This is a genomic window from Streptomyces sp. NBC_00525 (assembly GCF_036346595.1).
In the GTDB taxonomy this organism is placed as follows: domain Bacteria; phylum Actinomycetota; class Actinomycetes; order Streptomycetales; family Streptomycetaceae; genus Streptomyces.
Genome location: NZ_CP107834.1, coordinates 2887456 through 2912882, shown reverse-complemented (window position 1 = coordinate 2912882; position 25427 = coordinate 2887456). Strand labels below are relative to the sequence as shown.

Annotated in this window: 28 protein-coding genes, 1 tRNA gene and 1 pseudogene; 19 read left to right on the top strand and 11 right to left on the bottom strand. The window is 70.5% G+C overall.

The window, feature by feature from the left end:
* Window positions 1-70 precede the first annotated feature (70 nt).
* The 9 genes and pseudogenes from OG710_RS12955 to OG710_RS12915 all read left to right on the top strand — a co-directional run bounded on the left by OG710_RS12955 (window position 71) and on the right by OG710_RS12915 (window position 5517).
* Window positions 71-808, top strand: coding sequence for a GntR family transcriptional regulator (locus OG710_RS12955; RefSeq protein WP_330239472.1), 738 nt, complete (start codon window positions 71-73; stop codon window positions 806-808).
* Window positions 809-1622: 814 nt separating this feature from the next.
* On the top strand, window positions 1623-1889 hold the full coding sequence (locus OG710_RS12950) for a DUF6284 family protein (protein WP_330239471.1): 267 nt from the start codon (window positions 1623-1625) through the stop codon (window positions 1887-1889).
* On the top strand, window positions 1886-2176 hold the full coding sequence (locus OG710_RS12945) for a DUF6303 family protein (RefSeq protein ID WP_330239470.1): 291 nt from the start codon (window positions 1886-1888) through the stop codon (window positions 2174-2176). Before OG710_RS12950 ends, OG710_RS12945 begins: the two co-directional genes overlap by 4 nt.
* Window positions 2173-3160 (top strand): annotated as a pseudogene (locus OG710_RS12940) (DUF2637 domain-containing protein). The gene OG710_RS12945 and the pseudogene OG710_RS12940 overlap by 4 nt, the downstream one beginning before the upstream one ends.
* On the top strand, window positions 3160-3897 hold the full coding sequence (locus OG710_RS12935) for a DNA methylase (protein ID WP_330239469.1): 738 nt from the start codon (window positions 3160-3162) through the stop codon (window positions 3895-3897). The pseudogene OG710_RS12940 and the gene OG710_RS12935 overlap by 1 nt, the downstream one beginning before the upstream one ends.
* The gene (locus tag OG710_RS12930) at window positions 3897-4223 is read left to right on the top strand and encodes an RRQRL motif-containing zinc-binding protein (RefSeq protein ID WP_330239468.1); all 327 of its coding nucleotides are present in this window, start codon (window positions 3897-3899) and stop codon (window positions 4221-4223) included. The genes OG710_RS12935 and OG710_RS12930 overlap by 1 nt, the downstream gene beginning before the upstream one ends.
* 23 nt (window positions 4224-4246) lie before the next feature.
* A complete protein-coding gene (locus tag OG710_RS12925; protein WP_330239467.1) occupies window positions 4247-4750 on the top strand; it encodes a pRL2-23 in 504 nt (167 codons plus the stop codon).
* On the top strand, window positions 4740-5156 hold the full coding sequence (locus tag OG710_RS12920) for a DUF3307 domain-containing protein (protein WP_330239466.1): 417 nt from the start codon (window positions 4740-4742) through the stop codon (window positions 5154-5156). Before OG710_RS12925 ends, OG710_RS12920 begins: the two co-directional genes overlap by 11 nt.
* Window positions 5157-5160: 4 nt before the next feature.
* Window positions 5161-5517: a hypothetical protein gene (locus OG710_RS12915; protein ID WP_330239465.1), complete on the top strand. Its 357-nt coding sequence runs from the start codon at window positions 5161-5163 to the stop codon at window positions 5515-5517.
* A gap of 104 nt (window positions 5518-5621) precedes the next feature.
* On the opposite strand, the gene OG710_RS12910 is transcribed toward OG710_RS12915, so the two are convergent.
* Window positions 5622-7928 (bottom strand): tyrosine-type recombinase/integrase, encoded by a 2307-nt coding sequence (locus OG710_RS12910; protein WP_330239464.1) that lies wholly within the window; start codon window positions 7926-7928, stop codon window positions 5622-5624.
* Between the two features lie 157 nt (window positions 7929-8085).
* Window positions 8086-9306, bottom strand: a complete 1221-nt coding sequence (locus tag OG710_RS12905) for a tyrosine-type recombinase/integrase (RefSeq protein ID WP_330239463.1) — start codon at window positions 9304-9306, stop codon at window positions 8086-8088.
* Between the two features lie 134 nt (window positions 9307-9440).
* On the opposite strand from OG710_RS12905, the gene traA reads away from it, so the two are divergent.
* The 9 genes from traA (at window position 9441) to OG710_RS12860 (ending at window position 17982) form a co-directional block, all read left to right on the top strand.
* Window positions 9441-10040, top strand: a complete 600-nt coding sequence (traA, locus tag OG710_RS12900) for a plasmid transfer protein TraA (RefSeq protein WP_330239462.1) — start codon at window positions 9441-9443, stop codon at window positions 10038-10040.
* Window positions 10041-10054: 14 nt separating this feature from the next.
* Window positions 10055-12130 carry a plasmid transfer protein TraB gene (gene traB / locus OG710_RS12895; RefSeq protein WP_443064247.1) on the top strand — a complete coding sequence of 692 codons (2076 nt, stop codon included), beginning with the start codon at window positions 10055-10057 and terminating at the stop codon, window positions 12128-12130.
* Between the two features lie 159 nt (window positions 12131-12289).
* The gene (locus OG710_RS12890; protein ID WP_330239461.1) at window positions 12290-12796 is read left to right on the top strand and encodes a hypothetical protein; all 507 of its coding nucleotides are present in this window, start codon (window positions 12290-12292) and stop codon (window positions 12794-12796) included.
* Between the two features lie 50 nt (window positions 12797-12846).
* Window positions 12847-13503, top strand: coding sequence for an exonuclease domain-containing protein (locus OG710_RS12885; protein WP_330239460.1), 657 nt, complete (start codon window positions 12847-12849; stop codon window positions 13501-13503).
* Window positions 13504-13535: 32 nt separating this feature from the next.
* Window positions 13536-13772, top strand: coding sequence for a hypothetical protein (locus OG710_RS12880; RefSeq protein WP_330239459.1), 237 nt, complete (start codon window positions 13536-13538; stop codon window positions 13770-13772).
* 87 nt (window positions 13773-13859) lie between these two features.
* A complete protein-coding gene (locus OG710_RS12875) occupies window positions 13860-14768 on the top strand; it encodes a bifunctional DNA primase/polymerase (protein WP_330239458.1) in 909 nt (302 codons plus the stop codon).
* 346 nt (window positions 14769-15114) lie between these two features.
* On the top strand, window positions 15115-16269 hold the full coding sequence (locus OG710_RS12870; protein WP_330239457.1) for a DUF3631 domain-containing protein: 1155 nt from the start codon (window positions 15115-15117) through the stop codon (window positions 16267-16269).
* Between the two features lie 179 nt (window positions 16270-16448).
* A complete protein-coding gene (locus tag OG710_RS12865) occupies window positions 16449-16670 on the top strand; it encodes a helix-turn-helix domain-containing protein (RefSeq protein ID WP_330239456.1) in 222 nt (73 codons plus the stop codon).
* An 88-nt stretch (window positions 16671-16758) separates the two neighbouring features.
* Window positions 16759-17982: a tyrosine-type recombinase/integrase gene (locus tag OG710_RS12860; RefSeq protein ID WP_330239455.1), complete on the top strand. Its 1224-nt coding sequence runs from the start codon at window positions 16759-16761 to the stop codon at window positions 17980-17982.
* Between the two features lie 356 nt (window positions 17983-18338).
* Here the strand turns inward: OG710_RS12860 and OG710_RS12855 are convergent, their stop codons facing one another.
* From OG710_RS12855 to OG710_RS12835, 5 genes are all read right to left on the bottom strand, one after another.
* A complete protein-coding gene (locus OG710_RS12855) occupies window positions 18339-18605 on the bottom strand; it encodes a hypothetical protein (protein WP_330239454.1) in 267 nt (88 codons plus the stop codon).
* A gap of 250 nt (window positions 18606-18855) precedes the next feature.
* Window positions 18856-18940, bottom strand: a tRNA-Ser gene (locus tag OG710_RS12850).
* A 77-nt stretch (window positions 18941-19017) separates the two neighbouring features.
* Window positions 19018-19515 carry a tRNA adenosine(34) deaminase TadA gene (tadA, locus tag OG710_RS12845; RefSeq protein ID WP_330239453.1) on the bottom strand — a complete coding sequence of 166 codons (498 nt, stop codon included), beginning with the start codon at window positions 19513-19515 and terminating at the stop codon, window positions 19018-19020.
* Between the two features lie 10 nt (window positions 19516-19525).
* Window positions 19526-20077, bottom strand: coding sequence for a tRNA adenosine deaminase-associated protein (locus OG710_RS12840; protein WP_330239452.1), 552 nt, complete (start codon window positions 20075-20077; stop codon window positions 19526-19528).
* Window positions 20078-20269: 192 nt separating this feature from the next.
* Window positions 20270-20515: a hypothetical protein gene (locus OG710_RS12835; RefSeq protein WP_330239451.1), complete on the bottom strand. Its 246-nt coding sequence runs from the start codon at window positions 20513-20515 to the stop codon at window positions 20270-20272.
* Between the two features lie 118 nt (window positions 20516-20633).
* On the opposite strand from OG710_RS12835, the gene upp reads away from it, so the two are divergent.
* Window positions 20634-21269: a uracil phosphoribosyltransferase gene (upp, locus tag OG710_RS12830; protein ID WP_330239450.1), complete on the top strand. Its 636-nt coding sequence runs from the start codon at window positions 20634-20636 to the stop codon at window positions 21267-21269.
* Between the two features lie 65 nt (window positions 21270-21334).
* Here upp and OG710_RS12825 read toward each other — a convergent pair whose 3' ends face one another.
* The 4 genes from OG710_RS12825 to OG710_RS12810 form a co-directional block, all read right to left on the bottom strand.
* On the bottom strand, window positions 21335-21931 hold the full coding sequence (locus OG710_RS12825) for a LytR C-terminal domain-containing protein (RefSeq protein ID WP_330242231.1): 597 nt from the start codon (window positions 21929-21931) through the stop codon (window positions 21335-21337).
* Between the two features lie 129 nt (window positions 21932-22060).
* Window positions 22061-22357, bottom strand: a complete 297-nt coding sequence (locus OG710_RS12820; protein WP_003955420.1) for a type II toxin-antitoxin system VapB family antitoxin — start codon at window positions 22355-22357, stop codon at window positions 22061-22063.
* Window positions 22358-22485: 128 nt separating this feature from the next.
* On the bottom strand, window positions 22486-23106 hold the full coding sequence (locus OG710_RS12815; protein WP_330239449.1) for an HhH-GPD-type base excision DNA repair protein: 621 nt from the start codon (window positions 23104-23106) through the stop codon (window positions 22486-22488).
* A gap of 76 nt (window positions 23107-23182) precedes the next feature.
* Window positions 23183-25306: a TerD family protein gene (locus OG710_RS12810; protein ID WP_330239448.1), complete on the bottom strand. Its 2124-nt coding sequence runs from the start codon at window positions 25304-25306 to the stop codon at window positions 23183-23185.
* Window positions 25307-25427: the final 121 nt, after the last annotated feature.

The following is a 25427-nucleotide window of genomic DNA, read 5'->3' as shown; positions in this document are numbered from 1 at the left end:
TTGTGCAACGGCACTTGGCCAAGTTGATATGCCAAGCTGGTACACGATCAGCCTAGGGAGGAGAAGACCGATGGCCGAAACCGCGCGGGAGATCGCCAATGAACTGCGGGAGCGCATCCGCTCCGGCAGTCTCGCGCCCGGCGCACGGCTTCCCGGCGAACCCGCCCTCGTGAAGCAGCACGGAGTGGCGAAGGAGACGGCGCGCCGTGCCCTCATGTTGCTCGTGAACGAGGGGCTGGCCGTTCGTCGCAAGGGCAGCGGCACGTACGTTCGGGAATTCCAACCGATCCGGAGGGTTGCCAACGCGCGCCTCTCTCCGTCGGGATGGGGCTCCGGCCGGTCGATTTGGAGTGCCGACGTCGGCGACCGCCCCGTAACGGTCACCGATCTACAGGTCTACGAAGCGGAGGCCTCCGACGACGTGGCCCGCATGCTGGGTTTGCAGGCCGGCGCGACTGTCGTTGTTCGGGACCGCGTCTACGCGGTGGAAGGCGAGCCCGTGCAGTCTGCGATCTCGTACCTGCCCGCCGATCTCGTACGGGACTCCGCGATCACCCAGGAGGACACGGGGCCGGGCGGCGTGTATGCACGCCTGGCCGACCTGGACGCCAAGCCGGTCCACTTCGTCGAGGAACTCCGGTCGCGCATGCCCAGTACGGAGGAGTCCGAACGGCTGCATCTGACCGACAGCACCCCCGTGGTCGAGATCTACCGGACCGCGATGACAGGGGATGGCAAGCCAGTTGAGGTGAACCGCATGCTGCTGAACGCCGGGGTGTACGTCATGGAGTACCACATCACCGGCTGACCCTGACCGCACGAGCCCAGGGCCCTTCCAGGGCCCTTTTTTCATGCTCCGTTGACCTCCCTAGGGAGATGTGTCATAAATATCCCTAGGGAGGTCAACGTCGACTCCGAGCCCGAAGGGCTTGGTCGGCATGCAACTTCCCGCAGCGGCCTTGTGGCCGCTCCGCTGAGGGCGGGGACGCTGCAATCCCGCTAAAGGCCAGGGGACAGGGCTTCGGCCCGACTGGCGAGGTGGCCCGGTGACCGCGAGCAACGGCCGGCGTGTGGGGACGAGGTCCCCCTTGCAGTGCTTGATCCCTGTCCGCTGACCCGAAGGAGCACCTGATGAACCGTCGTCATACGTGGGCGCCGTGCCTGCTGGACCGGCAGGTGCGGCCGCGCCCATCGCGTCATCTGACCGCCGCAGCCGCTGTGCTGGGGCCGGTTGCCTCCCTCGTCCGTCCGGCCCGCCGCGTGCGGTGCCGTACGGGCGGGGTGGAGGGGAGCCGGAGGGTCCGGAACCACAGCGGCACCCCGGGGGCAACCGGGGTGCCGCGATACAGGCGCCTGTGAAGGAGGCACCTGTGATCAGCAGTCTGACAGACCAGGAACGCGAGGAGCTGTCGAAGAAGGTCAGCGAGGCCAACCGGCGTTCCTCCGGCGGCTCCGGCCGCTGAACCACCCCCGCCCCGGACCCGGCGTGATGCCGCTGGTTCGAATCCGGCCCGGGGCACCGCCACCCCTCGGGTGGCCTTTCACCCAACGGCCAGCGCCCCGGAGCGGCAACTCCGGGGCGCTGTTCTGGGCCGTCACACCTACCAGGGAGACAACGACCCATGATCCCCATCGCTGCCCTTGAGCGCCTTGTTACGGCCGCGTCGCTCGACTTCGAGCCGACGCCGGCCGAGCTGGACGCGATCGAGCACGAGATGCCGCTGATCCGGGCGGAGGTCGAGCTGCTCGACGCGCAGATCACGACCCTCGACCGCCCCGCCGGCGAGCTGGACATCCGGCGTATCCGACGGGCCCGGAACCGGGTTTTGGCCGCCCGCCGTGACCTGAGCAACCGCACCGTCACGGTGCAGCCGGGCGGTGCGGCATGAATACGGCTGACACCTTCACCGCCCAGATGTCCATCGCGCAGGACACGGGCCGGTGGCGCCTGTACGTGGCGGTCTACGGCGGGCTGGTCTCCGAGTGGCCCGAGTTCGTCTTCGACGGCGCCGCGGTGCCGAGTGTTCAGGACCGTTCACGGGCCCTGGCCGTTCTCGGCTACACGTTCACCGGTGACCCGGTCTGGGACTGGATCGAGGACCACGTCCCCGGCGATGACCCGGCCGGCCCGGTCCGGCTGATCGCGTCCGTGCGGGTGCGGGAGGTGGCGTCGTGAACGATGTTCAGATCCGTTCAGCGGAGAAGGCGCTGTCGGTGGGGGACGTGGCTGATCGTGGGCGGCGCGATGCTGTTCTCGATCCTCACGGTCACCCCGCTGATGAAGCAGCACACCCGCGAGGGCTGGGGCTGGACCGCCCCGATCCTGCCCCTCGTTGTGGACGCGGCGGTCGTCATCGTCGTCCGGCTCGACTCGGTTCTGGCCCGGCTGGGCGGGCACGGCGGGCGCTGGCCCATCGCGCTGCGGTGGATGACCGGAGCGATGACCCTCGCCCTGAACATCGCGGACTCCGCATTGAAGAAAGAGCTGGTCGGCGTAGCCGTGCACGCGGTCGCACCCCTCCTGCTGATCGTCACGGCCGAGACCGGTCTCGCCTACCGGCAGGCCATCACCGCCGCCCAGCAGGCCCGCGAAGCCCAGCTCAACGCCGAACGCGCCGAACGCGAACGGGCCGCCGCCGAACGCCGCGAAGCACAGGAGCGGCGGGCCCGCGAGGACCGCGAGCACGCCGCCCAGCTGGCCCGTGAGCAGCGTGAGCACGAAGCCATGCTGGCCCGTGAACAGACCGCCCGTGAGGAAGCGGCGCGGCGTGAGGAGCGCGTGCGGGCCGAGGCCCGCGAGCGTGCTGAGCGCGAGGCTCGTGAACGCCGTGAACGCGAGCGTGAACAGCAGCAGGCCGAGCGTGAACGCCGCGAACGCGAGGCCGCCCAGCGCCGCGAGCGCGAGCGGCTGGAGCGCGAACAGACCGAGCGCCGGCAACGTGAGGAGCGGGCCGAGCGTGAGGCCCGTGAACGCGAAGCGCTGCTGTCCGGTGGCCCGGTGAACACCAAGCTGCCCGAGGATCGGGCCCGGCAGATCGTCACCGCCGCCCACTTCTCCGGCCTGCCCGTGCGCAACGCGGCGGAGCTGTGCGGGTGGTCGGTCGGCTGGGTCTCCACCCGCTACCAGGAACTGCGTGACCGGTCGGCGGTGTCGGTGTGATGCGCCGGCCGCGTGTGCTGGATCTGTTCTGCTGCGCGGGCGGGGCGTCGATGGGCTACTACCAGGCCGGGTTCGACGTCACCGGCGTCGACATCGTCCCTCGCCCCGCCTACCCGTTCACGTTCATCCAGGCCGACGCGCTGGACGCAGCGCGGGAGTGGTGCCAGGAATTCGACCTGGTCCACTACTCCCCGCCCTGCCAGGCGTCCTGCGCGCTGACCAAGGGCACCAACCGCGGCCGCCGCGCCCACATCGACCTCATCCCGCAGGTGCGTGAGGTGTGCGAGTGGTACGGCGTCCCGTATGTCATCGAGAACGTCCAGGGCGCCCGGCTGCGCAAGGACCTGCTTTTGTGCGGGGAGATGTTCGGGCTGTCGGTGATCCGTCACCGCTACTTCGAACTCGGACCCTACTGGTCGCCCCCGGCCGCTGTGCACAAGCCGCACCGGGGTCCGGTGCGTGGGTGGCGTCACGGCGTGTGGCGCGACGGCCCGTACATCGCCGCGTACGGCAGGGGCGGCGGCAAGGGCACCGTCGCCGAGATGCAGCACGCCATGGGCATCACCTGGACCAGCACGCACGAAGAACTCACCGAAGCGATCCCGCCCGCCTACACCCGCTACATCGGCCGCGACTTCATCGCGGACGACTGGGGCGCGGCCACCATGCCCTGCGCCGAGATGCGGCTGCTCCATCTCGCCCGCCCGGCCCCGCACGCTCTGGTGGTGGCCGCCTGATGGCCATCCTCCCCGAATACCGGTGGCGCCTGGCCCCCGAGGGCCTGGCCACCCGCCGTCAACTCCGCGCCATGGGACTGCGGCCCGGCGGGCAGGACGTCGCCGCCGTCCTCGAACGCCCCCGGCGCCGCCGCGAACCCCTCGTCGCCTACCTCTACCGCATCGACCAGGCCAAGCCCGTACGGCCGATGACCCCGGCCCGTACCGCCGCCCTCGCCGCGGCCATGCGGGCCCGACGCCTGTGCCCGGCCTGCCGGCGCGACGCGGGCTACTGCATCCCGCGCTCCCTCGGCACGTGCGTGACCTGCGCCGATTCCCCTTCCTGACCCGCCCGCCCCTGGAGGCCCCTATGTGGCAGACCCTCATCGCCGTGTCCGGAGTCCTCGGAACCCTCGCCGGGACCGGTGTCGCCGGGTTCGTTCAGTCCCGTATCGCCCGCACCGCCCGCAACGCCGCCCGCGGTGACGACCTGCGCCGTGACTGCGTCAACGCCGTCATCGACCTCGCGGTCGCCCTCTCCGACCACCGTCGGGTCATGTGGAAGCTGGGCGAGGCCCGCCTGACCGGCGCCGACGACGAACACGTCCGGGTACTGCGCGACGAAGCGCACCACACCCGCGGTGCGATCACCGCCCCGGCTGCCCGCGTCCAGCTCTTGGCGCCCCTGGCTCAGGAAGCCGCCCGTATCGCGGTGCAGGCCACCTACGCCATGCGCAACCCGCAGGACACGGAAACCCTCGACACCCTGCGACGCCGCGCCCTGGAAACCCATGACGCCCTGATCACCGCCGCCGGACGTCATCTCTCCGCCGCCCCCATCCATGCCGCCGGAGGGCCGTGCCGTGTTCGCTGACCTCGCGTTCCTGCTCTACCTCGGCCACCTGATCTCCGACTATCCGATGCAGACCGACCACCAGGCCGGGTCCAAGCACCTGCCCGGCCTGGCCGGTTGGCGGGCGAACCTCGCGCACGCCGCGACGCACGTCGTCGTCTGCGGACTGCTGCTCGCCCTGGGCGCGGCCGTGCTCGGCTGGCAGCTCCCGCTGCTGTCCGCGACGGCGGCTCTGGTGTGGATCGGTGGCACGCACGCGCTGATCGACCGGCGCTGGCCGGTGGCCGCCTGGATGCGCCTGGCCCGCCAGACGGGCTGGGCCGCTGCCGGCGGTGCCGCGCACGTCGATCTTCTCTGCACCAAGTCAAGCGAGGTGCTCGTGGTAGGACCGAGTCCTACTCGCACGGGGCTCGGAACCGTACTCTGACGCTATGTCAACGGAACCCGAGTCCCGCAGTGTCGAGATCACCGATTCTGCTGTCGGCAAAGAGGCGCCTTTGGGGTCGACTGACGTGGACCAGCCTGAACCCCTCGCCACCGATGCTGATGGCACTATTTTTTCCGTTCAAAACGGCAACATGCACATCCCGGAGTTGGTGACCGGACTGGGTGCCGCAGTGACGGCGGCAAGTGTGGTGATGAAAGCGAAGATCGACGGCCGGGTTGAGGTCCGCAGGGCCGAGATCGAGGCCGAGACCAACCGACTGGAGATCACCGAGGAGACGAAGCGCGAGCAGATGCGGCTGGAGGCCGGGCAACCGGCTCCTGAACCGGCCGACGGCGACTGATCGAACTGCTCGGCGGACTGGCTCGCTGCGTGTGATCGCGATCGCAGCGACAGCAGGTCTCCAGGCCTTCCACCAGACCACGTTGCTGGTCTCCGCTCTCCTGATCACCCCCGTGTGACCGGGGGCTTTTGATGGGGAACTGCGGGAAGCCCGAGGGAGACCGGGCTGCTTCGCGCGAAGCGGCGGGCTTGCTCGCGCTTGCTGCGCAGGAAGGTGAGGGTGAGGTCCAGTCCGTCGATCTCACCCCGCCAGTCCTCGGCGACGGCGCGTTCGCGGCGGGCGAGGAGGTCCTCCTCCAGCTCGTCCAGGCGGGACAGCATCTTCGGGTTGATGCTCAGCATCGGGCAGCGGATGCAGGCGTGTTCGTGCTGGCAAGGGGTTCCGTAGGGGCGTCCGCAGGAGCCGAGCTCGACTCGGCGCTTGTCGAAGTGCTCGTTGAACTCCGACCATTCCGTCTTGGTCGGCTCGCGGTACTCGCTCTCGGGTCGCTGTGCTCTTCGGCGGTCGAGGAACTGCTGGTAGTGGCGGACGACGTCGTCGTCGAAGACCGCGACGTAGCCGCGAGTGGTCTGAATGTTCAGGTGGCCGAGCAAGGCGGCGCCGATGTGAATAGGCAGGCCGCTGTTGACCAGCTCGGTCGCGAAGAGACGGCGGAAGTCGTGGGGAGCGAACTTCACCTCGGCGAACCGCGGATCGGTATCGATCAGACCCTCGGCGGCCCGGCGGATCATCCTCCACATCGTCGTGGTCGACATCGCCCGCAGTCCCCCGGCGTGCACGTTCTGGAAGAGGTAGGGCAAAGGCTCGCTCCAGACCTTTTCGTGCAGGTTGTAGCGGACGCAGATCGGAACGGTGCCGTGCGCGCTGATGTGGCGGCGGATGATCTGGGCGATGACGTGGAACAGCTCCGCGGACATCGGGATCACCCGTTCCCGGTCGCTCTTGGACGGTGTGATCACGAGCAGGGCGACGACTTCACCGCTCGGGCGCTGGTAATTGCGCACGCTCAGGTGAGTCAGCTCGGTCAGCTCCTCGGCACGCAGGCCGGCCAGCCGGAGCGTCTCCACGATCGCCCACTGCCAGAACGCCTGGTTCTCGGTGTGCGTGAGCTGTACCAACTTCCCGGTCACCCGGTTCACCACCCGGATGGGCGCGGTCGCCGGGTCTCGACGTTCGGCGTCGATCTTCGCGGAGACGCGCTGCCACTCGGTTCCGTCGACGGTGAAGTGCTCTCCGAACCCGACCGCGCGGGCGCTCTCCAGCAGCGTGCGTTGCCGCTGCCACTGATCGGTGACGTGCTGGGACAGGATCGGCAGCAGCGGCTGCCGTTCCCGCGTCCGGTTGGCCATCCGCTCCTGGACACGGCGCCGGCGGACGTGGAACCAGCGCAGGTCTTCATCGCGGATCGGGCAGGGTGCCACCCACTGGGCCCAGCGTTCCGGCTCTGCGACCGCCCAGGTGTGCAGGTCCAGGTAGAAGGCGCGGACCGCGAGGAATGGGCCCTCGACGTGCAGCCGCGGCTTGCCGTCCGGCCGGACGAGCAGGTTCTCCTTCCAGTGGGTGACCGCCTCGGAGGACAGCCGCAGGTCGGCCTGGTCCGGGTTGAAGTCCTCGATCACCTTCCAGAACAGCCGGACGAGGTTGGTGACCAGGGAGGTGAGGGTGGAGTAGTCGACCTCGACCGAGCGTCGGCTGATGTAGTGGATCAACAGATCACGAACACCCTGGTTGCGGATCTTGTGCTTGTCGACGAGTTCGGCGACAGGCCGCTGGCCCTTGACCACGGCGGCCCGCAGCGTGCCCGGGGTCGAGGCCGGGAAGTGCCCCATCTCGGAAAGGACCGGCCAGGCCTGGGTGGCGGCGAAGCAGCCGTCCCCTCCCGCCTCGCCTGCCGTGACGCCGTACTTCCTGGACTCCGTCGCGTAGAAGAGCAACGCCTCCGGCGTCAGGTCGGCGATGTCGATTCCGAAGACGGTCAACGGGACGATCACGTCGAACTGGGCCCGCCGAATCGACTGGCGGCTCACGTTCAGGGACAGGGTCCGCTCACAGAACTCCTCCAACACCGGGTCCTTGGCGATTGTGCGGAACCACCGCAGGTAGTGGGAAAAGCGGTAGGAGCGGAAGGCCAGCAGCGACGGCTGGATCAGGCGCATCGCGAAAGCGTGGCCCGCGGAAGTGTTCATGGTGCTCTTGATCGCCTTGCTGCGGCCCTGGTAGAGCTGCTGGGCCTGGCGGCCCCGCTCGTTGAGGCCGGCGGCTTCCCACCGCTCCTGCCACGTCTCGCCGGGGAACTCCTGCAGGTGTTCCAACAGCCGTTGCATCTCCGTCGTCCACTTCGCGACACCGGAGCCGATCCCGAGGACGGTCCCGGCCAACTCCGCGATGTCCTCGATGGAAGCCGTCGACAACTCACCCAGAGGCCGAGGCGGGTGGACGGGCCTCGGCGGAGGTGCTGGCTCCACCGCAGTGGGCTTGAAGCTGAAGTCCCGCTCGTAGATCTCCAGCGAATGACGGCGCACCCGCCCGGTGGTCGGACCCTTCACCCGGGCACTGTTGCCGGCCTGACTACCGGGCACCGAACACCACCGCCACATCCTGCGGGTCGTACTGCTGAGACCAAGCGGCCGGCTGGGCCGGGCGGCCATAGTGCTCGGCGAGCTTGTCCACCAGATCGTCCAGGCCCACCACGGTGTAGAGGGCAGTGGTCGTGATATGCGCGTGCCGAAGGATCGTCTGCACTTCCGCCAGAGTCATTGCCGGGTCCCGGGCAAACCGGGTTGCTGCTGTGTGCCTCGCATCATGAAGCGTCCAGTTCATGCCCAACTGCTCGGTCGCCCGCTGGAGGATCCGCCGGGCCGCCCAGTAGGTCAGCGGACGCGCCTCACCACGGCGAGTGCGCCAGATCGGCCCGCCGTCGTCGGGCAGGCCGGCGTCGTCGAGGTAGGCCGCCAGGTAGGCCAGCGCCTCGGGAGAAACCGGCACTGGTTGACGGTCTCGGGTCCCCTTAGAAACGACCCACAACCGGCCCTTCTGCCAGTCGACGTCGGTAAGCCCAACGCCCAGCAGTTCGGTGGCCCGAGCCCCGGAGGACACGTAGCAGGCCAACAGTGCCCGGTCCCGGGCGCACCGCATCCGCGCGAACAGCTCCTCCCACTGAGTATCGGGAATCGCCCGTGGCTGACGGACCGGGACCTTTGGACGCAGACGGCCCCGGCGATGCTGGCCAGGAACCTCCAGCGGCGACCGGTGCACGAGCGTCGCGCGGCGGGCCCGATTCTCCGGCACCGGGTTGATCACGGGCCCGCGTCCGAAGTACAGGTGAAAGGCGTAGAAGCCGTGGACCGCCGACAGATTGTGCGCGATCGTGGCCGGGGCGTAGCCCGCCGCCAGGACCCGCTTGCCGGTCGTGGGGTTCACAGCCCCGGGCGGATGTCCGCCCTCGCGTCGCCGCTGCCGCTGTGGATTGCGGGCTGACCGCAACCAGCCGACCAGCGCGGCCGCCTCCGCCTCGGTGGCCTGTTCCCAGCCGATGTCCACGGTCCACAGCACCCGGAACCAGCGCAGCAGGTCGTACGCGTAGCTCCGGCACGTCAGCGGACTCACGTCCCCCAGCAGGCGGTCACGCAGATAGCTGCTGACCGGCTCGATCTCACGCTCCGCGCCATCCACCACCAGCCACGGCAACGACATCGACGTGCCAGCAGCAACTGCTCCGGTCCTCGACAGCCGTACACGGCCGTCCATCAGACCTCGATGTACCCGGGAGAACTCATGCGACAACGACATGCCCAGATGCTCCTGACGCACCGCCTCCGAGTCGAGCCGTGGCCTGAGTTAGTGCAGTCAACTGACCAGACCGCCCATATCGCCGCGCTCGTCGTCGCGGCTCTCTGTCTCTCCGCCTGAAAAGGGAGCACGTCATGGCAAGCAGCCCCAGTCAGCAGGCCCGCGATTTCGCCCGCCAGCAGGCGGCCCGCCCCTTCACGCCCCCGCCCCGCAGGAACAGCAGTGGCCAGACCCCCGGCAGCAAGGGCGCCAAGTTCGCGGCCGGGGCGGCCACCGCCGCCGGCAACTTCGTCGGGGCTGCGGCCGGCGGATTCGTTCCGCCGATCAACGTCACGGTCAACAACACCAAGAACGCCCCTGCGGCGGCGCCCGCGCCCAGCGGTGGCGGGTCGCACTTCGTGCTCGGTGAGCCGACGTTCGACAACACCGACGACGTGCGGAACTACTGCAACCACGTCCGTGCGCTGATGATCCAGGCCGCGATCGAGCTGGCGATGGCGAGCAAGATTTTGGAGGCCCGCCTCTCCCAGGCGCAGACGCTGCCCGGCGACAACCTGATCCAGGGCCGCATGAGGGCGCGATCGGTGAGCCGGAAGCTCAAGAAGGCCGCCGACGGGGCTACCGCCGCCGCGAAGTCGGCCGTCGGCGCGTACGGCGCGTTCACCCGCGAGTACGCCGACCTGATGAGCCCGCGCCCGCAGCGCGCGGCGACCACCAACCCGTTCAAGTTCTGAGAGGCGGCACCGACATGGCACGCAGGACACGTACCGCTGAACAGACCGGCGACGAGCTGCTGCTCCACGGAGGAGCACACCGCGCCTCCGCCTCCGGCAGGGGCGGCTGGCTGGTGGCCCAGGCCAAGCCGTACGCCGCGCCGTGGATCGTCACCGGGGGGGGGGGGGGGGGGGGGGGGGGGGGGGGGGGGGCGGGCCTGGTCGGTGTCGGGGCGAACACCATGTGGGGTGGCTCCCCGTGGGCGGGAGTCGGGCTGACCCTCGCGTCGGTCGGGCTGACGGCCGCGACGTGGTGGGCGGGCAAGGCGACCGGCCCGCAGCGCCGTCTCCACTCCGCGATCACCGTGGCGGCCGGAGCGGGCTGGGTGACCGCAGCCGCCCTGTCCGGCCCGCTGTCCGGCCCGCTCCCGGACCTCTACCTGATGGGCGGCGCGTCGCTCGCGCTGTCCTGGAACATCCGCAAGGTCATGCGCTTCAACGACAGCGACACCTCCGGATCCGACTCCGACAAGGGGCTGCTGGAAAAGGTCGGGCTCGCCCGCACCAAGCTGAGGAACGTCAAGGTCGAGCCGAACCGGGTGACCGTGCCGTACGAGCTGCCCGCCGGTGAGCTGACCAACGACGACGTGGCCAAGGCCATCCCCCGGATCGCGTCCGCGCTCGACGTGCCGACCACCGCGATCCGCGTCCAGCACGACCCTGACAGCGCCAGGAAGGGCCAGTTCGTCATCGTGCCCGAGGACATGCTCAGGACCCCGACCATCTGGCCCGGCCCGTTCGCCCCCGGGGAGTCGGTCGCCGTGCCGCTGCGGCTGGGCGTCTACGACGACGGCAGCGACCTGCTGTTGCCGCTGCTCGACGCGATCCACCTGCTCGTCATGGGGATGACCGGCTCCGGCAAGACCGAGGGCGCCCTGGACATTCTGCTGGAGATCCTGACCCGCACCGACGTGGCCGTGTGGCTCGCCGACGCGGCCAAGGCCGGGCAGGACTTCCAGCCTCTCGTGCCGGGGATGGATTGGGCCGCTCTCGACACCCCGGCGGCCGGGGCGATGGTCGCCGCCGTCCAGGCCGTCATCCCCGCCCGCACCGCCTGGCTGCGGGACCACGGATACCGGGCCTGGGAACCCGCGGCCGCCAAGAAGCAGACCAGCCCCGCGCACTCCTGCGCAGCGTCCGGCGCCTGCGGGTGCCCCGGCATGCCCTACCTGCTCGCATGGTTCGAGGAAGCGGCCAAGCTCCTGCGGGAGCTGGGCGACGACGTGTTCACCGGCATCGCCCAGGAAGCCCGGTCCGCCGGAGTCTCCCTGGTCGTCTCCATGCAGCGCGCTTCCGGCTACCAGCTCTCCACCGACACCCGCGCCTCGCTCCCGGCGGCGATGTGCTTCGGCGTCAAGGGAGATGACGCCGGGTTCGCGCTCCCCGAGGAGGTCCTGGACGCGGGCGCCAACCCCGCCGCGTGGGGAAACAAGCGCAAGGGCTACGTCTACCTGGTGAGTTCCGGCGTCGACGAAGACCTCTACGCCAACCCCGCGAGGACGTTCTGGACCGGGCCCCCGGCCGAGGGCACCTACGAGCGGATGGCCCGCTACGTCGTCGAGCAGTTTGCCACGGTGCGCGCCGAACTGGACCCGGTGACCGCAGCCGCCGCCGAGAAGGTCGCGGGCCAGATGTTCACTGGCCGCCGCGAGCGCGCGACCGGGGCCCCGCTCCCGGCCGCCGCCCCGGCCCCGGCCGAGGTGGCCGAGGAACAGGCATCGGCCCAGGAGGTCGCCGCGCTCGTCGACACCGAGGACGCCGAGCTGGACGCGACGGCCGAACTCCCGCCCGCCGGCGAGGCGTCCGCACTGCCCGACTCGAAGCCGTCGACCGAGCAGGCCCGTGAACTCCTCGACGAGATAGTGCGCATGCTCGCCTCCGTCGGCCCCGGCACCGTCGCCGTGAAGGACCTCTACCCCTACCTGAGCCAGATCGGCCGCGACCGCTCCTGGGTCTCCAAGGAGATGAAGCGCCTGTCCGAGGAAGGCCGCCTGGCCGCGACCGGCGAGCAGGGCGTCTACCGCCTCATCGCAACCCTCGCGGGCGTCTGACGGCCTCGCACACCTCCGCACACCCCGCACAGCGCGAATCCCCACGTCACGCGGGGTGTGAATCGGCCCGCACACCGGCCCGCACACCCGATTCACACCCCGCCGCACAGGACCGCCCCACGCCCGGAGGCGGCCCGCACACACCCACGAAGGCACCCCATGGACTCTCCCCGCCCCCGCCGGATTCCCTCCGACAACCACCCCGCCCACCCGCTCCCGATGACCGACGCCGAAGCCGCCGCCGAAGCCAAGCGGATCATCACCAACGCCTACCAGCCCACCACCTTCCACGACACCACCCCACTGCCCGCGTACGGGCCCACGCCCCCGGTCGCCCAGCCGGGACGCCCGCCCATGAGCCAGCGCGCCACGGACGCCAGCGCCCTGATGCTCTCCGGCAGCGTCGCCTCGCTCTCCGTCGGCGGCGCGACCTCCCTCGTCCTCTACACGCTCGGCCAGGTCGACCCGGTCACCCTCACCGTCGGCGCGGCCGGACCCGTTGCCCTCGTCCTCGCCGCCGGATCGCTGCTCCGCTCCCTCGGCCGCGCCAAGGCCGACGCGCACACCGAGCACCACCACCACTACCAGGGCCCCGTCCACCAGGACCACCACACCGTCCACACCACCACCCGCGGCATCTGGGCCAAGACCACCAACCAGCAATGAGCAGGGCCATCCCTGTTCACCCATGAAATTCCACTACTGAGGAGAGCGCCATGACTACCCCTGAGACGCCCGCGTGGTCCAACGAGCCGATGACCGCCCTGGACCTGGAAACCACCGGCATCGACCCGGAATCCGCCCGCATCGTCTCCGCCGCCCTCGTCTCCATCCAAGCCGCCGGCGAACCGTCCGCCCGTACGTGGCTGGTCGACCCCGGCACCGAGATTCCCGCTGAGGCCGCCGCCGTCCACGGCATCACGACCGACCACGCCGTCAAGAACGGCCGGCCCCCGGCCGACGCAGTCGCCGAAATCGCCGCCCAGATCGGCCAGGCCCTGACAGCCGGACAGCCCCTGATCGTCTTCCGGGCCCCCTACGCCCTGACCGTCCTCGCCCGGGAAGCCGCCCGCCACGACGCCGCCTTCCCCACCGAGGTAGCACCGGTCATCGACCCCGCCGTGATCGACAAGCAGATCAACCGCTACCGGCCCGGCCGACGCACCCTTCCCGCACTGTGCGAGCACTACCAGGTACGCCACGACGGCCCCAACCAGGCAGTCGAAGACGCACTCGCCGCAGCCCGGCTCACCTGGCGACTGCTCCGCGTCCGCCCCCAGCTCGCCGCCCTCGGCCTGGAACGACACCTGCGACGCACCGACCCCACCGCCACCGTCAACCCCGCCTGGCCCCTCCTCCCCACCACCCACTGAACCCCCGCCCCACCAGAGATCAGGAGAGTCCCGTGCCCCGCACACCCGCCCGCCGCGCCCCCGCCCGCCGCGCCCCCGCCCCGGAGACGGAGCCGGTCGAGATCCGGCTGATCGCCCGCGACGGCATCGCCCAGCATCTGGCCGCCCAGATCGCCGCCGCCATCCCGGCCTGCACCGCCCCCCGCTTCTACCCCTCCCGCAAAACCCCCGGCCAGACCATCGCCTACCTCCGCGCCGCGCTCCCCACCCCACCCGCCATCAACCCCTGACAAAACAACGAGAGCGGCTCCCGTCTCACCAAAGCCTGGGGCCGCCCTCGTCTGCCAGCACTGCTCACAGAACTGGAGACACCCAGCATGACCCAACCCACCCCCACCCGGCGAGCCCTGGCCGCCGCCCTGGCCGCCGCCGAGCACGGCTGGCACGTCTTTCCCCTCCGCCCTGGCACCAAGCGCCCCGCCCTCCACAGCGAGCAGGCATGCCCCGCCACCGGGGCCTGCGCGGGTGGGCACCGCAAGCCGGAGGAGCGGGCCACCACCGACCCGGACCGCGTCCGCGCCGCCTGGTCGACGGGGGCATTCAACGTCGGCATTGCCACGGGCCCGTCCGGGCTGGTCGTCATCGACCTCGACACCGTCAAGGCCAAGGACCCGAAAGGAACGCCTGACGGCGTCACTTCCCTGCAAGCGCTCTGCGAGCGCGCCGGACAGGCCGTCCCTGCCACCTACCGGACCCGGACCGCGAGCGGCGGCCACCACCTCTACTTCACCGCCCCGCCCGGGGATCGGCTCCGCAACACGGCGGGCAAACTCGGCAAGCACATCGACACCCGCGCCCACGGCGGCTACGTCCTCGCCGCCGGCAGCACCCTCCCCAACGGCACCTACGAGGTGACCGACCCCACCGACCCCGCCCCGCTCCCGGAATGGCTTCACGCGCTTCTGGCGCCCCGCCAGCTCCCGCCGGTGCTGATGATGGCTGCGCCGTCGCCGTCCAGGGCCTCCCAGTACGCCTCAGCGGCTCTCAAGGCCGAAACCGCGGCCGTCGCCGGGGCCAGTGAAGGGGCACGGAACTGGACGCTGGTGAGGGCCGCCCGCGCCCTGGGCCGCTTCATCCCGTCCGGCGACCTCAGCCGGGACGTGGTGGAGCAGGCTCTTAATGAGGCGGGATTGCGGGCCGGACTCCGCGAACACGAGTGCAGGGCCGCGATCACCAGCGCCCTGAACTGGTCCATCGCCCACAACCCGACCCGGCGGACCGCATGAGCACGGCCAGAACCCCCCGCCTTAAGAGCCTCCCCGCCGCCACGACCGGCCCCAGTCCCGCCGAACCCTCCCTCACCCCCTCGGGTGGTGGTGCGCCGAAGGGCGTCGGCCGTCAGGCCGTCCTCACTACTCTCCACCCCGACCCGCACATGGTCACCGTGGCCGGTATCCGGCCCGGCCTCTCCGTGCGCGGACTGGGCCGCCACCAGGTCCCGACCGCTGACTGGCTCTGTGCCTGCGGCCACCACGAGCGGGCCCGAGGACGCCACGCCGTTACCGAACTGACCACCCGCGCCCACGTTGGGCAGTGCCCTCACGCCGGGCCCGCAGCGAACAGGAGCGCCGCATGAGCGCCACGACCACGCCCATCGACGGGGCCGTCCTGCTGGATGAGGTCGAAGCTTTCCACCGGCGGTTCAACGCTTTCCCGCAGGATGCCTCCTACGTTGCCGTCGCCTTGTGGGACGCGCACGCCCACCTGCTCGACTGCTTCGACTCCACCCCCCGCCTGGCGTTCCTCTCCCCTGAACCCGGGTCGGGGAAGTCGCGGGCGCTGGAGATCGTGGAAACCCTCGTCCCGCGCCCCATGGTCGCCGTCAACGCATCTGCGGCTGCTCTGTTCCGGGCGGTGTCCGGACCCGAGGGGCGGCCCACCATCCTCTTCGATGAGATCGACACCGTCTTCGGGCCCAAGGCCGGGGACAACGAGGAACTGCGTGGCTTCCTCAACGCCGGCCACCGCCGTACCGGCGTCACCTACCGCTGCGTCGGCGACGGGGGCAACCAGACCGTCCAGGCATTCCCCTCCTACACCGCTGTCGCGGTCGCCGGTCTCGGCTCTCTCCCTGACACGATCCTGACGCGGTCCGTGATCATCCGCATGCGACGCCGAGCTCGCAACGAGACCGTCGAACCCTTTCGCGCCCGCATCCACGAGAAGGAAGGCAACGCACTGCGGGACCGGCTTGCCCAGTGGGCAGAGCAGGCCAAGGAGGTCGTGACGGGAGCCTGGCCGGAAATGCCCGAAGGCGTCACCGACCGGCCAGCCGACGTCTGGGAAGGGCTGCTCTCCATCGCCGACGCGGCCGGCGGCGACTGGCCCGACCGGGCTCGCAGGGCATGCGCGGCCCTGGTAGAAGCCTCCCGCGCCACCGACAAAGGCTCCCTCGGCATCCGACTTCTGACCGACCTACGAGACCACGTCATGATCGGCATCGACCGCCTGCCCACCGTCGCCATCCTTGACCGGCTCAACGCCCTTGACGACGCCCCGTGGGCCGACCTCAACGGCAAGCCGCTCGACAACCGCCGCCTCTCCCGGATGCTCGCCGAGTACATGACGGCTGACAACGAGCCCATTAGCTCCCGCAACATCAAGACCGCCGGGAGTGTACTCAAGGGCTACTACGCGGCCGACCTCTGGGACGCATGGGCCCGTTACTGCCCCCCGCCCCCGGAAAGTCCGCTACCTCGGCTACTGGACACGGAAAACATGGCCTGACCTGCGCTTAACCGGTAGCGGCAGACGGCAACGTCTGCCGCTACCGCGCCGCTACTCATCCGCTACCGCTACCTTTCCCGCTACCTCCCGCAGGGCTCTGACCTGTGAGGTAGCGGCGGTAGCGGAGGTAGCGCCCCTTGAGAGGCACCCCCGACGGACAGCCCCGGAGGAAACCTGCGATGAGCATCGCTCCCCTGGACACCGCGCCACTCGCTGAGGTCGGCGTACCCGCCCCTGTGCTCCTGACCGTCGAAAAGGCAGCCCGCTGCCTCCGCGTCGGCCGCACCACCTGCTTCGCCCTTATCCGCAGCGGCGAGTTGGAGTCCCTGACCATCGGCGGACTCCGGCGTGTTCCCGCAGACGCACCGGCCGCCTACCTCGCCCGGCGCCGCGCCAAGTAGCGCACCGCCTGATCAGCCCTTGCCGGGACGTCACCTCAGTGGTGGCGTCCCGGCCTCTTTGCACCCACCAACACGAAGGAGCCCGCCCGTGGCGGAGGAAAAGAAGCGCACACGGCAGCCCAACGGCCGTAGTTCCATCTACCTGGGGAAGGACGGCAAGTGGCACGGCCGCGTCACCGTCGGCGTGCGAGACAACGGCGAGCCGGATCGGCGGCACGTGGAACGCAAGACGCGCACCGAGGTGGCGGAAGCCGTCAAGAAGCTTGAGCGTGAGCGCGACGCCAGGATGCTGCGTAAGCCGGGCCGTGCATGGACCGGGGCGACCTGGCTCACGCACTGGGTAGAGGAAATTGCGCCGCTCGGAGTCAACGAGAACACCATGGTGGGCTACGGCGTCGCGGTTAGGAAGCACCTGATCCCGGGCCTTGGGGCGCACAAGCTGGACAAGCTCAGGCCCGAGCACATCGAGCGCCTCTACGGCCGCATGATCGCGGCAGGCAGCAAGCCCGGGACCGCTCACCAAGTGCACCGTACGTTCCGCACCGCGCTCAACGAGGCGGTGCGGCGCGGCCACCTCGGACAGAACCCCGTACGGCTGGCCAAGGCGCCACGGGTACGGGAAGAAGAGGTCGAACCCTTCACTGTCGACGAGGTGCAGCGACTGTTGCGGGCGGCTGACGACCGGCGGAACTCGGCTCGCTGGGCGGTCGCGCTGGCGCTCGGTCTGCGTCAGGGGGAGGCGCTGGGGCTCAAGTGGACCGATGTGGACCTCGATCGCGGTGTGCTGATGGTGCGCCGGAGCCGTCGCCGGCCGCAGTACGCCCACGGCTGCGCCGACGACAAGACGTGTGGGCGCAAGGCCGGGTACTGCCCGCAGCGGCAGCGAACGAACCCGGAGACGGCCGACACCAAATCCCGCGCTGGCCGCCGGGCGGTCGGCCTGCCGCAGCAACTTGTGGACCTGCTCCGGACGCACCGGAAGCGGCAGGACGCGGAAAGGGCCGCCGCGCGAGACGAGTGGACGGAAGAGGACTGGCTGTTCGCCACGACCACCGGCCGAGGAACGTCCCCGCGCACGGACTACGACGACTGGAAGGAGCTGTTGCAGGCCGCGAAGGTGCGGGACGGTCGTCTGCACGACGCCCGCCATACGGCTGCGACGGTTCTCTTGATTCTCGGAGTATCCGAACGGGCGGTCATGGGCCTGATGGGATGGTCGACTACGGCCATGGCTGCCCGGTACCAGCACATGGTGGACACAGTGCGGTCAGGCGTAGCGGAACAGGTTGATCGCCTTATCTGGGAGAGGTAGCGGTCTGCGTGAGTCGACTTACGCGAATCCACCGTTGTCCCTGCGTAGTGGGGCCTGGTTGATGGACTGCACCTCTAGAGACCAGTGCTAGTCACTTGCGGAAGCGACTTACGGAAGTACTGGAACATCCCCGCACATGCGGGGAGGACGCTACGCTGACGGTGCTAGCCCAGTGTCTCCCCGCCAAGGCCCTGGGTCTTCTGTTAAGTGATCACCAACCGCCAATGGAAGATCGCTACGTGGACCCCAAAGACAAGGGCCGTACCGCCAGCAAGCTGGCGGTACGGCCCTGCGGTATCGCCCTGCATGGCGATACCAGCTCTGCCGGTTGGCAGAGTCTCGCCGCGAAAGCGGCCCTACAGGAAGGGGGGCCCGAATGACGGTGGCTGCTCGCTGTTCAGCCAGTCGCGCAGGATGCGCCACAGGTTGAGCAGGAACGAACCCGCCGCCCAGTAGTTCGGGTCCCTCTTTTTCTTCTCTTCGTCGCCCGAGTCCTTGACGGGATCTGTCGACCGGTCGTTGCTGGGTCCGACTTCTTCCGGCCCGTGCGACTTATTGTCGACCGGTTCCGCTTCCGGCCCTTGCGACGCGTGACGCTGTTGCGCGCCGTCCTCGTCCGCCATGTCACCTCCAGATGCAGGCCCCCAGGCGGGGGCAGTCATGAATCTGGGGTGTGGAGACGTGGCGAGCACCACCTCACGTCTCGGAGCCTATGGGTTTACGCCTGCCGGGCGCGGGCGTTCCGAGAAGTTCGTGCCGAGGTCCCTCACGAGCAGCAGGCACAAGGGCGGCTTTGGCGGCAACCGAGACGGAAACTGAGACGGAACGCAGTGAAGGGGCCGACCCAAACGGGTCGGCCCCTTCATCTACCTGCGGTAGCGGAGGGATTTGAACCCTCGGTGAGTTTCCCCACACTCGCTTTCGAGGCGAGCTCCTTCGGCCGCTCGGACACGCTACCGAGAGAGAGCTTAGACCATGTTGGCCGTACGCAGAAATCCGATTCCGGAGGGCTGACGGCGCTCCGGCGGGGAGCGGTCAGCGGTCGCGGAAGAAGGCCGTCAGACGGGCCGCGCAGTCGGCCTCCAGGACGCCGGGGACGACCTCGGGGCGGTGGTTGAGGCGCCGGTCGCGCACGACGTCCCAGAGGGACCCGGCGGCGCCGGCCTTCTCGTCGCGGGCGCCGTAGACCACCCGGCCCACCCGTGCCTGCACCAGGGCGCCCGCGCACATGGTGCAGGGCTCCAGGGTGACGACCAGGGTGCAGCCGGTCAGCCGCCACTCACCGAGTACGGCGGCGGCCCGGCGCAGCGCCAGGACCTCGGCGTGCGCGGTCGGGTCGCCGGTGGCCTCGCGTTCGTTGCGGCCCGCGGCGAGCCGGGCCCCGTCCGGGCCGAGGACGACGGCGCCGACCGGTACGTCACCGGTCGCCGCCGCACGGTCGGCCTCGGCCAGGGCGCGGCGCATGGGCTCCCGCCACGGGTCCCGTACGGGATCGGGCTGTACGGGGGTGTGGGGAGGGGGTGCTTCGGTCACCCGGCGGACCCTAGCGGACGGTCTCCAGGACCTCGGCCGCCCCCAGCGCGTCCGCGATCTCCGCCAGGGCGTCCGTCCGCAGCATCAGCAGTTCGGCCTCGGGGAGCCCGAGGTCGGACAGCACCCCGGTGTCCCCGATCGGTCCGGCCGGGACGACGGCCGCGCCGGGCTCGTCGTCATCGTCGTTGTCGTTGTTGTCGGCAGTGTTCGGCTCGCCGTCCTCCGTACCGTCGAGGCCGACGAGTTCCTCCAGGGCTGCGATCGTGTCCTCGGCCCCTGGTTCGCGGCCGAGCAGCTCATCGGTGAGCAGGATCTCCCCGTACGAGGAGCGGGCGGCGGCGGAGGCGTCCGAGACGTAGATCCGCGGGTCCTCCTCACCATCCACCCGGACGACGCCGAACCAGGCGTCCTCCTGCTCGATGAACACGAGCACCGTGTCCTCGTCAACCGAGGCGTCACGGGCCAGATCCGTCAGGTCGGACAGGGTCTCCACATCGTCGAGCTCCGTGTCGCTCGCTTCCCACCCGTCTTCGGTGCGCGCGAGCAGTGCGGCGAAGTACACCGTGACTCTCCCACTGGTCTCGGGGCCAAGGGCCGGTCCGGACGGGGAGGCAGCCGGTGCTCCGGCTGTCCCGTGTCCCGCCCATTCGGAATCGTGGCAGAAACGAGCGCCTCGCGGCAGCAGTTCTGCCGTTGAGTCGGCCATCAGTTCTCGCGGCCACCGTCACCAGGGGGTTTTCCGCAGGCCGGAGGGCTACCAGCGGAACGTACGCATCCGCATCGCCTGGCGCATTCGGGCGGCTTTGACCCGCCGGGGCTGCACCCGGTCGCGCAGTGCCTTGGCCTCGTGGAGCTCCCGGAGGAACTGGGCGCGCCGCCGCCGGCGCTGCGCGTCGGTCTCGGGGAGGTCGTCGCCGGGGGCGTCCGGCCCGTCGCCGGCGTCCGCGCGGCGGTTCGGCGTGCCGCCGCGGTTCTCGGCGCCCTGTGCCCCGTCGGTCATCGGCTCGTCACCCCCAAGGGCCGGCTTCGTCGCCGGGTCCGTATGCCACCACCTTCCCCCCGAACGTGCGGATGATGCCAGCGCACGGGTGCGGGAGGAGCGGTTTACGCTGGCGGTCATGCGGATTCATGTCGTCGACCACCCGCTGGTCGCGCACAAACTCACCACCCTGCGCGACAAGCGCACCGACTCCCCGACCTTCCGGCGCCTCGCCGACGAGCTGGTGACCCTGCTCGCGTACGAGGCGACCCGCGATGTGCGCACCGAACAGGTGGACATCGAGACCCCGGTGACACCCACCACCGGCGTGAAGCTGTCGTACCCCCGCCCGCTGGTCGTGCCGATCCTGCGGGCCGGTCTCGGCATGCTCGACGGCATGGTCCGGCTGCTGCCGACCGCCGAGGTGGGCTTCCTGGGCATGATCCGCGACGAGGAGACGCTCAAGGCGTCCACGTACGCGAGCCGGATGCCCGACGACCTCTCCGGCCGCCAGGTCTACGTCCTGGACCCGATGCTGGCGACCGGCGGCACGCTCGTCGCGGCCATCCAGGAGCTGATCCGGCGCGGCGCGGACGATGTCACCGCCGTGGTGCTCCTCGCCGCCCCGGAGGGCGTCGAGGTGATGGAGCGCGAGCTGGCCGGGACGCCGGTGACGGTGGTCACCGCCTCGGTGGACGAGCGGCTCAACGAGAGCGGCTACATCGTGCCGGGCCTGGGCGACGCGGGCGACCGCATGTACGGCACCGTCGACTAGGAGCTGCCCGGCGCCGGCGCGGGGCGCCTGCCCGGCCCCCGGCGCGCACGCCGGGCGCCGTCCTCTCAGCAGGAGGACGGCGCCGGGGCGGGCCTGGTCAGCGCGGCCAGCGCGGAGGCGGCCGCCTGCGGCTTGCTGAGTGCGGTGAACTTCTTGCCGATGATCAGGTCGACCTCCGCGTTCTCGCGGGCGTCGGTCTTCGTCGTCGCTCCCGGCACCTGGGCGCCGAGCACGGGGAACGAGCCGTTGACGGCGGCCGGGGCGCCGAGCAGTACGCCCGTACCCGGGACCTTCTTGTCGTACGCGGCGGTGGCGTTCCCCACCTTGCCGATCTTGAAACCGCGCTTCTTCAGCTCGTCGGCGGCCGCCTTGGCGAGCCCGCTGCGCGTGGTCGCGTTGTAGACGTTGACCGTGATCTTTCCGGGCTTCGGCAGCACCTTGGCGGGCGCGGAGGGCTTCGGCGACGGGCAGCGCTCGGTGCGGTCGGCGGCGCTGGCCGTCTTGTCGCCACCGGTGAAGACATCGATGAGCTGCAGCGTGCCCCAGCCGGCCAGCCCGAGGGCGACCACGGAGGCGATGGCCGAGATGATCATTTTGCTGCGGCGGCGCGGGCGTCGCATACGGGGGTACTTGTCACCCGTGATGCGGTACTTTCCGCCCATGCCGGGGGGAGTGAGCATGCTCATGGGCGCAGCGTAGTGCGACCCGGTGATGATGCCTACTAAATGATCAATGGATCGCACCCGTCCGGGTGCGAAAACACCCGAACGAACCCCGCGACGATCCTTCTCTCAGCCCAGTTCGAGCACGCGGGCGTGGAGCACCTGGCGCTGCTGGAGGGCGGCCCGGACCGCGCGGTGCAGTCCGTCCTCCAGATACAGGTCGCCCTGCCACTTCACGACGTGCGCGAACAGGTCGCCGTAGAACGTCGAGTCCTCGGCGAGGAGGGTTTCGAGGTCCAGTTGGCCCTTGGTGGTCACGAGCTGGTCGAGGCGGACCGGGCGCGGCGCGACGTCCGCCCACTGCCGGGTGCTTTCCCGGCCGTGGTCGGGATAAGGCCGCCCATTTCCGATGCGCTTGAAGATCACACGGAAAGCCTACCGGGCAAGACCCACCCGGCGCAGCCATGAGGGCCCCGTGCCGTGACCGGAACGGCACTGCGAGAACCAGATATAGGCCCGAATTCCGGACATGCTCCTCTGAAAACCGGACACGCTCACCGCCCCTTCGCGGCCGCCTTCGCCTCCTTCGCCGCCCGTTTGGCCTCCTGCTTGTGGGCGCGCACCTCGGCGAGGGACTCGGGCCCGGTGATGTCCGCGACGGACCGGTGCGAACCGGCCTCCCCGTACGGCCCCGCCGCCTCCCGCCAGCCCGGCGGGCGGACGCCGAACTGCTTGCCGAGGAGCGCCAGGAAGATCTGCGCCTTCTGCGTACCGAACCCGGGCAGGGCGTTGAGCCGGCGCCGCAGCTCCGCCCCGGTGGCGGCACCGCTCCACACCGCGGCCGCGTCACCGTCGTACTGCGCGACCAGGAACTGGCACAGCTGCTGCACCCGCTTGGCCATCGACCCCGGATGCCGGTGCAGCGCGGGTTTGGCGGTGAACAGTTCGGTGAAGGCCTCCGGGTCGTACGCGGCGATCTCGTGGGCGTCCAGATCGTCCCCGCCCATGCGCTGCGCGAGGGCGTACGGCCCGGCGAAGGCCCACTCCATGGGCACCTGCTGGTCCAGCAGCATGCCCACCAGGGCCGCGAGCGGACTGCGCGCGAGAAGCTCGTCCGCCGCCGGCTCCTGGGCGATCCGGAGGGTGATGTCCCGGTCTGCGTCGCTCTTGGTCATGGCCCGCATCATGGCGAGCCCCGGCGACGACGGCCAGCACAACCGCCCCCGGCCCCCCGCATTGCAGCCGTTTGCCTCACACGCCCACGGCCGCCGGTTCCGCGGCCGGGGCGGCGTCCGCCTGGGCCGACGCGCGGCGGGCGGAGCGGCGGTCCGCCTGGGCGAGGTGGGCGACGACGTGCGAGTGGAAGCGGTCCACGGCGGTGTCGACGCTGCGGATGAAGCCGGTCTCCGCGTTGCCCCAGGTGGCGCCCATGCTCTTGAACAGGGAGAGCCGGAAGCCGGTGATCCGGCTGCCGTCGCGGGGCAGCACGTCGCCCGGCTCCGGACGGAGGCGTTCCAGCGTGCCGCGCGGGCCGCTCTGCCCCTCGACCAGCGTCTCGACGTGCAGATCGGCGGGGGCCTCGGCCAGCTGCCGCATCAGGCGCTTGGCGGAGGTCAGCGGATAGGCGCCCTCCGGCACCGGGATCTCGATCGAGGTGCGCAGCTTCCCGGTCCGCAGGTCGGCGACGATGGTGATCGCGCCGGGGGAGCCGTCCACGCGCAGTTCGGCGGAGAGCCGCCCCTCCTCGCAGAGCCGGTCGGCGTGCGCCGCGCGCCGCGAGAGCGCCGTGGTGCCGCGCTGGGTGCGCTGGACGGGCAGCGCCTTCTGGCCCAGCTCGCCGCCGAGGCGCAGACAGACCTGCCGGATGAGCCGTTCCCAGCTCTCCACGACCTCGACGGCGCGCGGGTCGCCCTGGCTGAGTGTCTCGTCGTCGATGCCGTTGCGCACGGGCACCCAGGAGGGGCCCATGTTCTGGAAGCCGTGGCAGCCGGAGTTCTCGTGCTGGAGGTAGTGCAGCAGCTCCTGGAGCAGCCAGGCGTGGGCGGCGTTGCCGACGCCCTCGTGCCGGATGAGCATCTGGGCCTGGTGCGCCACCTCCGCCCACGACAGGTGCCACAGGGCGACCTTGTGCTTGCGCCGTCCGTCGGTCTTGACCTGGACGAGCGGGCTGCCCTCCAGCGCCACGTCGTTGGACAGTGTGATCACCGCCTCGTAGCCGCGGCGGGCGGCGATGTCCATGTAGTTCTGGACCTGCTCCGACTTGAGCGCGTTGCCGTTCGTCTTGGTCTCGACGAGCGCGGTCCACAGCTTCCCGGCCCGTTCCACCCGGATCACCCCGTCCGGGCGCTTCGGCGTTTCGCCGTGCGGGAGGGAGACCTCGGTGAAGGTCTGCATACGGCCGGCCGGGGCGCCGAAGGCGGCGGTCAGCCGGCGGCCGAACTCCGGTACCTGCGCCATCACGGACAGCAGTACGGAGGTCGCCCGTACCTCCCGCTCCTTGTCGCTCTTGAGGTTCGAGGCGGGGAACAGCCGGGCGGCCCGCCAGGAGTCGTTCTCGGCCAGCGACTTCGTGGCCACGGCCGGCAGGGTCACCTTCTTCTTGGCCGTACGGGCGCGGGGCCGCTTGGGCGCCGGTTCGGGGGCGGCCGCGGCGGGCTGCGCGGCGGCCGGCGCGGTTTCGGGGACCGGCTGGGCGGGAACGGCGGGGAGCGGCCCGGAGGCGGCGGGCTGCCCGGAGGGAGCGGGGGCGTCCGGCCCGGTGGGCTCGGTGGGCTCCGCGTCCTCCCCGCCGGCCGGGTCCGTACTCCCCTCCGCGCCCTCGTTCTCGCCCTCGTCGTCGACGTCGATGCCGAAGTCCGTGGCGAGTCCGGCGAGGCCGGTCTCGTAACCCTGGCCGACGGCCCGGTACTTCCACTCCGTTCCGCGCCGGTACAGCTCGCCGAAGATGAAGGCGCTCTCCACGGAGGCGTCGGTGATCGAGAAGCCGAGCAGCACCTCGCCGGACCGGTCGGCGACGGTCATCCGCAGGTCGTCGAGGTCGCCGAAGCGGGAACCGCCGTACCGGCTCGCGGCGACGACCAGGCGCTCGACGTCCTCGGGGACGGCGGTCAGGTCGAGGCTGATGCGGTCCTCGCTGCCGTCGTCCGTGGGCGTCTTGCCCAGCAGCTGCACGCTGCCGTCGGCCGCGGCCGGGTTGTTGTAGTAGAAGAAGTCGGCGTCGCCGCGTACCTTGCCCGCCGCGTCCAGCAGGAGCACGGACACGTCCGCGTCGCCGTCCCCGGCGCTGCTGCTCCAGCTCAGGCTCGCGATGACCGAGCCCGCGTCGTCGCTCAGGTCCGCCAGCCCGACGTTGGCACCCTTGGTCATCTCCCGCATGCAGTCCCCCAGACGCGCCTGCCGCGTCGGGTCCCGCCCTGGCAACGGCAGCATGGTGATCCGTGACGCAGCGCGACTCGCCGCACACGGGAGAACCGTATCGCCCGTATGGACCACACGT

What these genes read in the sequence shown, in the direction of transcription:
- OG710_RS12955 (WP_330239472.1), top strand. Translation starts at nt 71, where the DNA reads ATGGCCGAAACCGCGCGGGAGATCGCCAATGAACTGCGGGAGCGCATC.
- OG710_RS12950 (WP_330239471.1), top strand. Translation starts at nt 1,623, where the DNA reads ATGATCCCCATCGCTGCCCTTGAGCGCCTTGTTACGGCCGCGTCGCTC.
- OG710_RS12945 (WP_330239470.1), top strand. Translation starts at nt 1,886, where the DNA reads ATGAATACGGCTGACACCTTCACCGCCCAGATGTCCATCGCGCAGGAC.
- OG710_RS12935 (WP_330239469.1), top strand. Translation starts at nt 3,160, where the DNA reads ATGCGCCGGCCGCGTGTGCTGGATCTGTTCTGCTGCGCGGGCGGGGCG.
- OG710_RS12930 (WP_330239468.1), top strand. Translation starts at nt 3,897, where the DNA reads ATGGCCATCCTCCCCGAATACCGGTGGCGCCTGGCCCCCGAGGGCCTG.
- OG710_RS12925 (WP_330239467.1), top strand. Translation starts at nt 4,247, where the DNA reads ATGTGGCAGACCCTCATCGCCGTGTCCGGAGTCCTCGGAACCCTCGCC.
- OG710_RS12915 (WP_330239465.1), top strand. Translation starts at nt 5,161, where the DNA reads ATGTCAACGGAACCCGAGTCCCGCAGTGTCGAGATCACCGATTCTGCT.
- OG710_RS12905 (WP_330239463.1), bottom strand. Translation starts at nt 9,306, where the DNA reads ATGTCGTTGTCGCATGAGTTCTCCCGGGTACATCGAGGTCTGATGGAC.
- traA (WP_330239462.1), top strand. Translation starts at nt 9,441, where the DNA reads ATGGCAAGCAGCCCCAGTCAGCAGGCCCGCGATTTCGCCCGCCAGCAG.
- traB (WP_443064247.1), top strand. Translation starts at nt 10,055, where the DNA reads ATGGCACGCAGGACACGTACCGCTGAACAGACCGGCGACGAGCTGCTG.
- OG710_RS12890 (WP_330239461.1), top strand. Translation starts at nt 12,290, where the DNA reads ATGGACTCTCCCCGCCCCCGCCGGATTCCCTCCGACAACCACCCCGCC.
- OG710_RS12885 (WP_330239460.1), top strand. Translation starts at nt 12,847, where the DNA reads ATGACTACCCCTGAGACGCCCGCGTGGTCCAACGAGCCGATGACCGCC.
- OG710_RS12875 (WP_330239458.1), top strand. Translation starts at nt 13,860, where the DNA reads ATGACCCAACCCACCCCCACCCGGCGAGCCCTGGCCGCCGCCCTGGCC.
- OG710_RS12870 (WP_330239457.1), top strand. Translation starts at nt 15,115, where the DNA reads ATGAGCGCCACGACCACGCCCATCGACGGGGCCGTCCTGCTGGATGAG.
- OG710_RS12865 (WP_330239456.1), top strand. Translation starts at nt 16,449, where the DNA reads ATGAGCATCGCTCCCCTGGACACCGCGCCACTCGCTGAGGTCGGCGTA.
- OG710_RS12855 (WP_330239454.1), bottom strand. Translation starts at nt 18,605, where the DNA reads ATGGCGGACGAGGACGGCGCGCAACAGCGTCACGCGTCGCAAGGGCCG.
- OG710_RS12835 (WP_330239451.1), bottom strand. Translation starts at nt 20,515, where the DNA reads ATGACCGACGGGGCACAGGGCGCCGAGAACCGCGGCGGCACGCCGAAC.
- upp (WP_330239450.1), top strand. Translation starts at nt 20,634, where the DNA reads ATGCGGATTCATGTCGTCGACCACCCGCTGGTCGCGCACAAACTCACC.
- OG710_RS12825 (WP_330242231.1), bottom strand. Translation starts at nt 21,931, where the DNA reads ATGGGCGGAAAGTACCGCATCACGGGTGACAAGTACCCCCGTATGCGA.
- OG710_RS12815 (WP_330239449.1), bottom strand. Translation starts at nt 23,106, where the DNA reads ATGACCAAGAGCGACGCAGACCGGGACATCACCCTCCGGATCGCCCAG.
- OG710_RS12810 (WP_330239448.1), bottom strand. Translation starts at nt 25,306, where the DNA reads ATGCGGGAGATGACCAAGGGTGCCAACGTCGGGCTGGCGGACCTGAGC.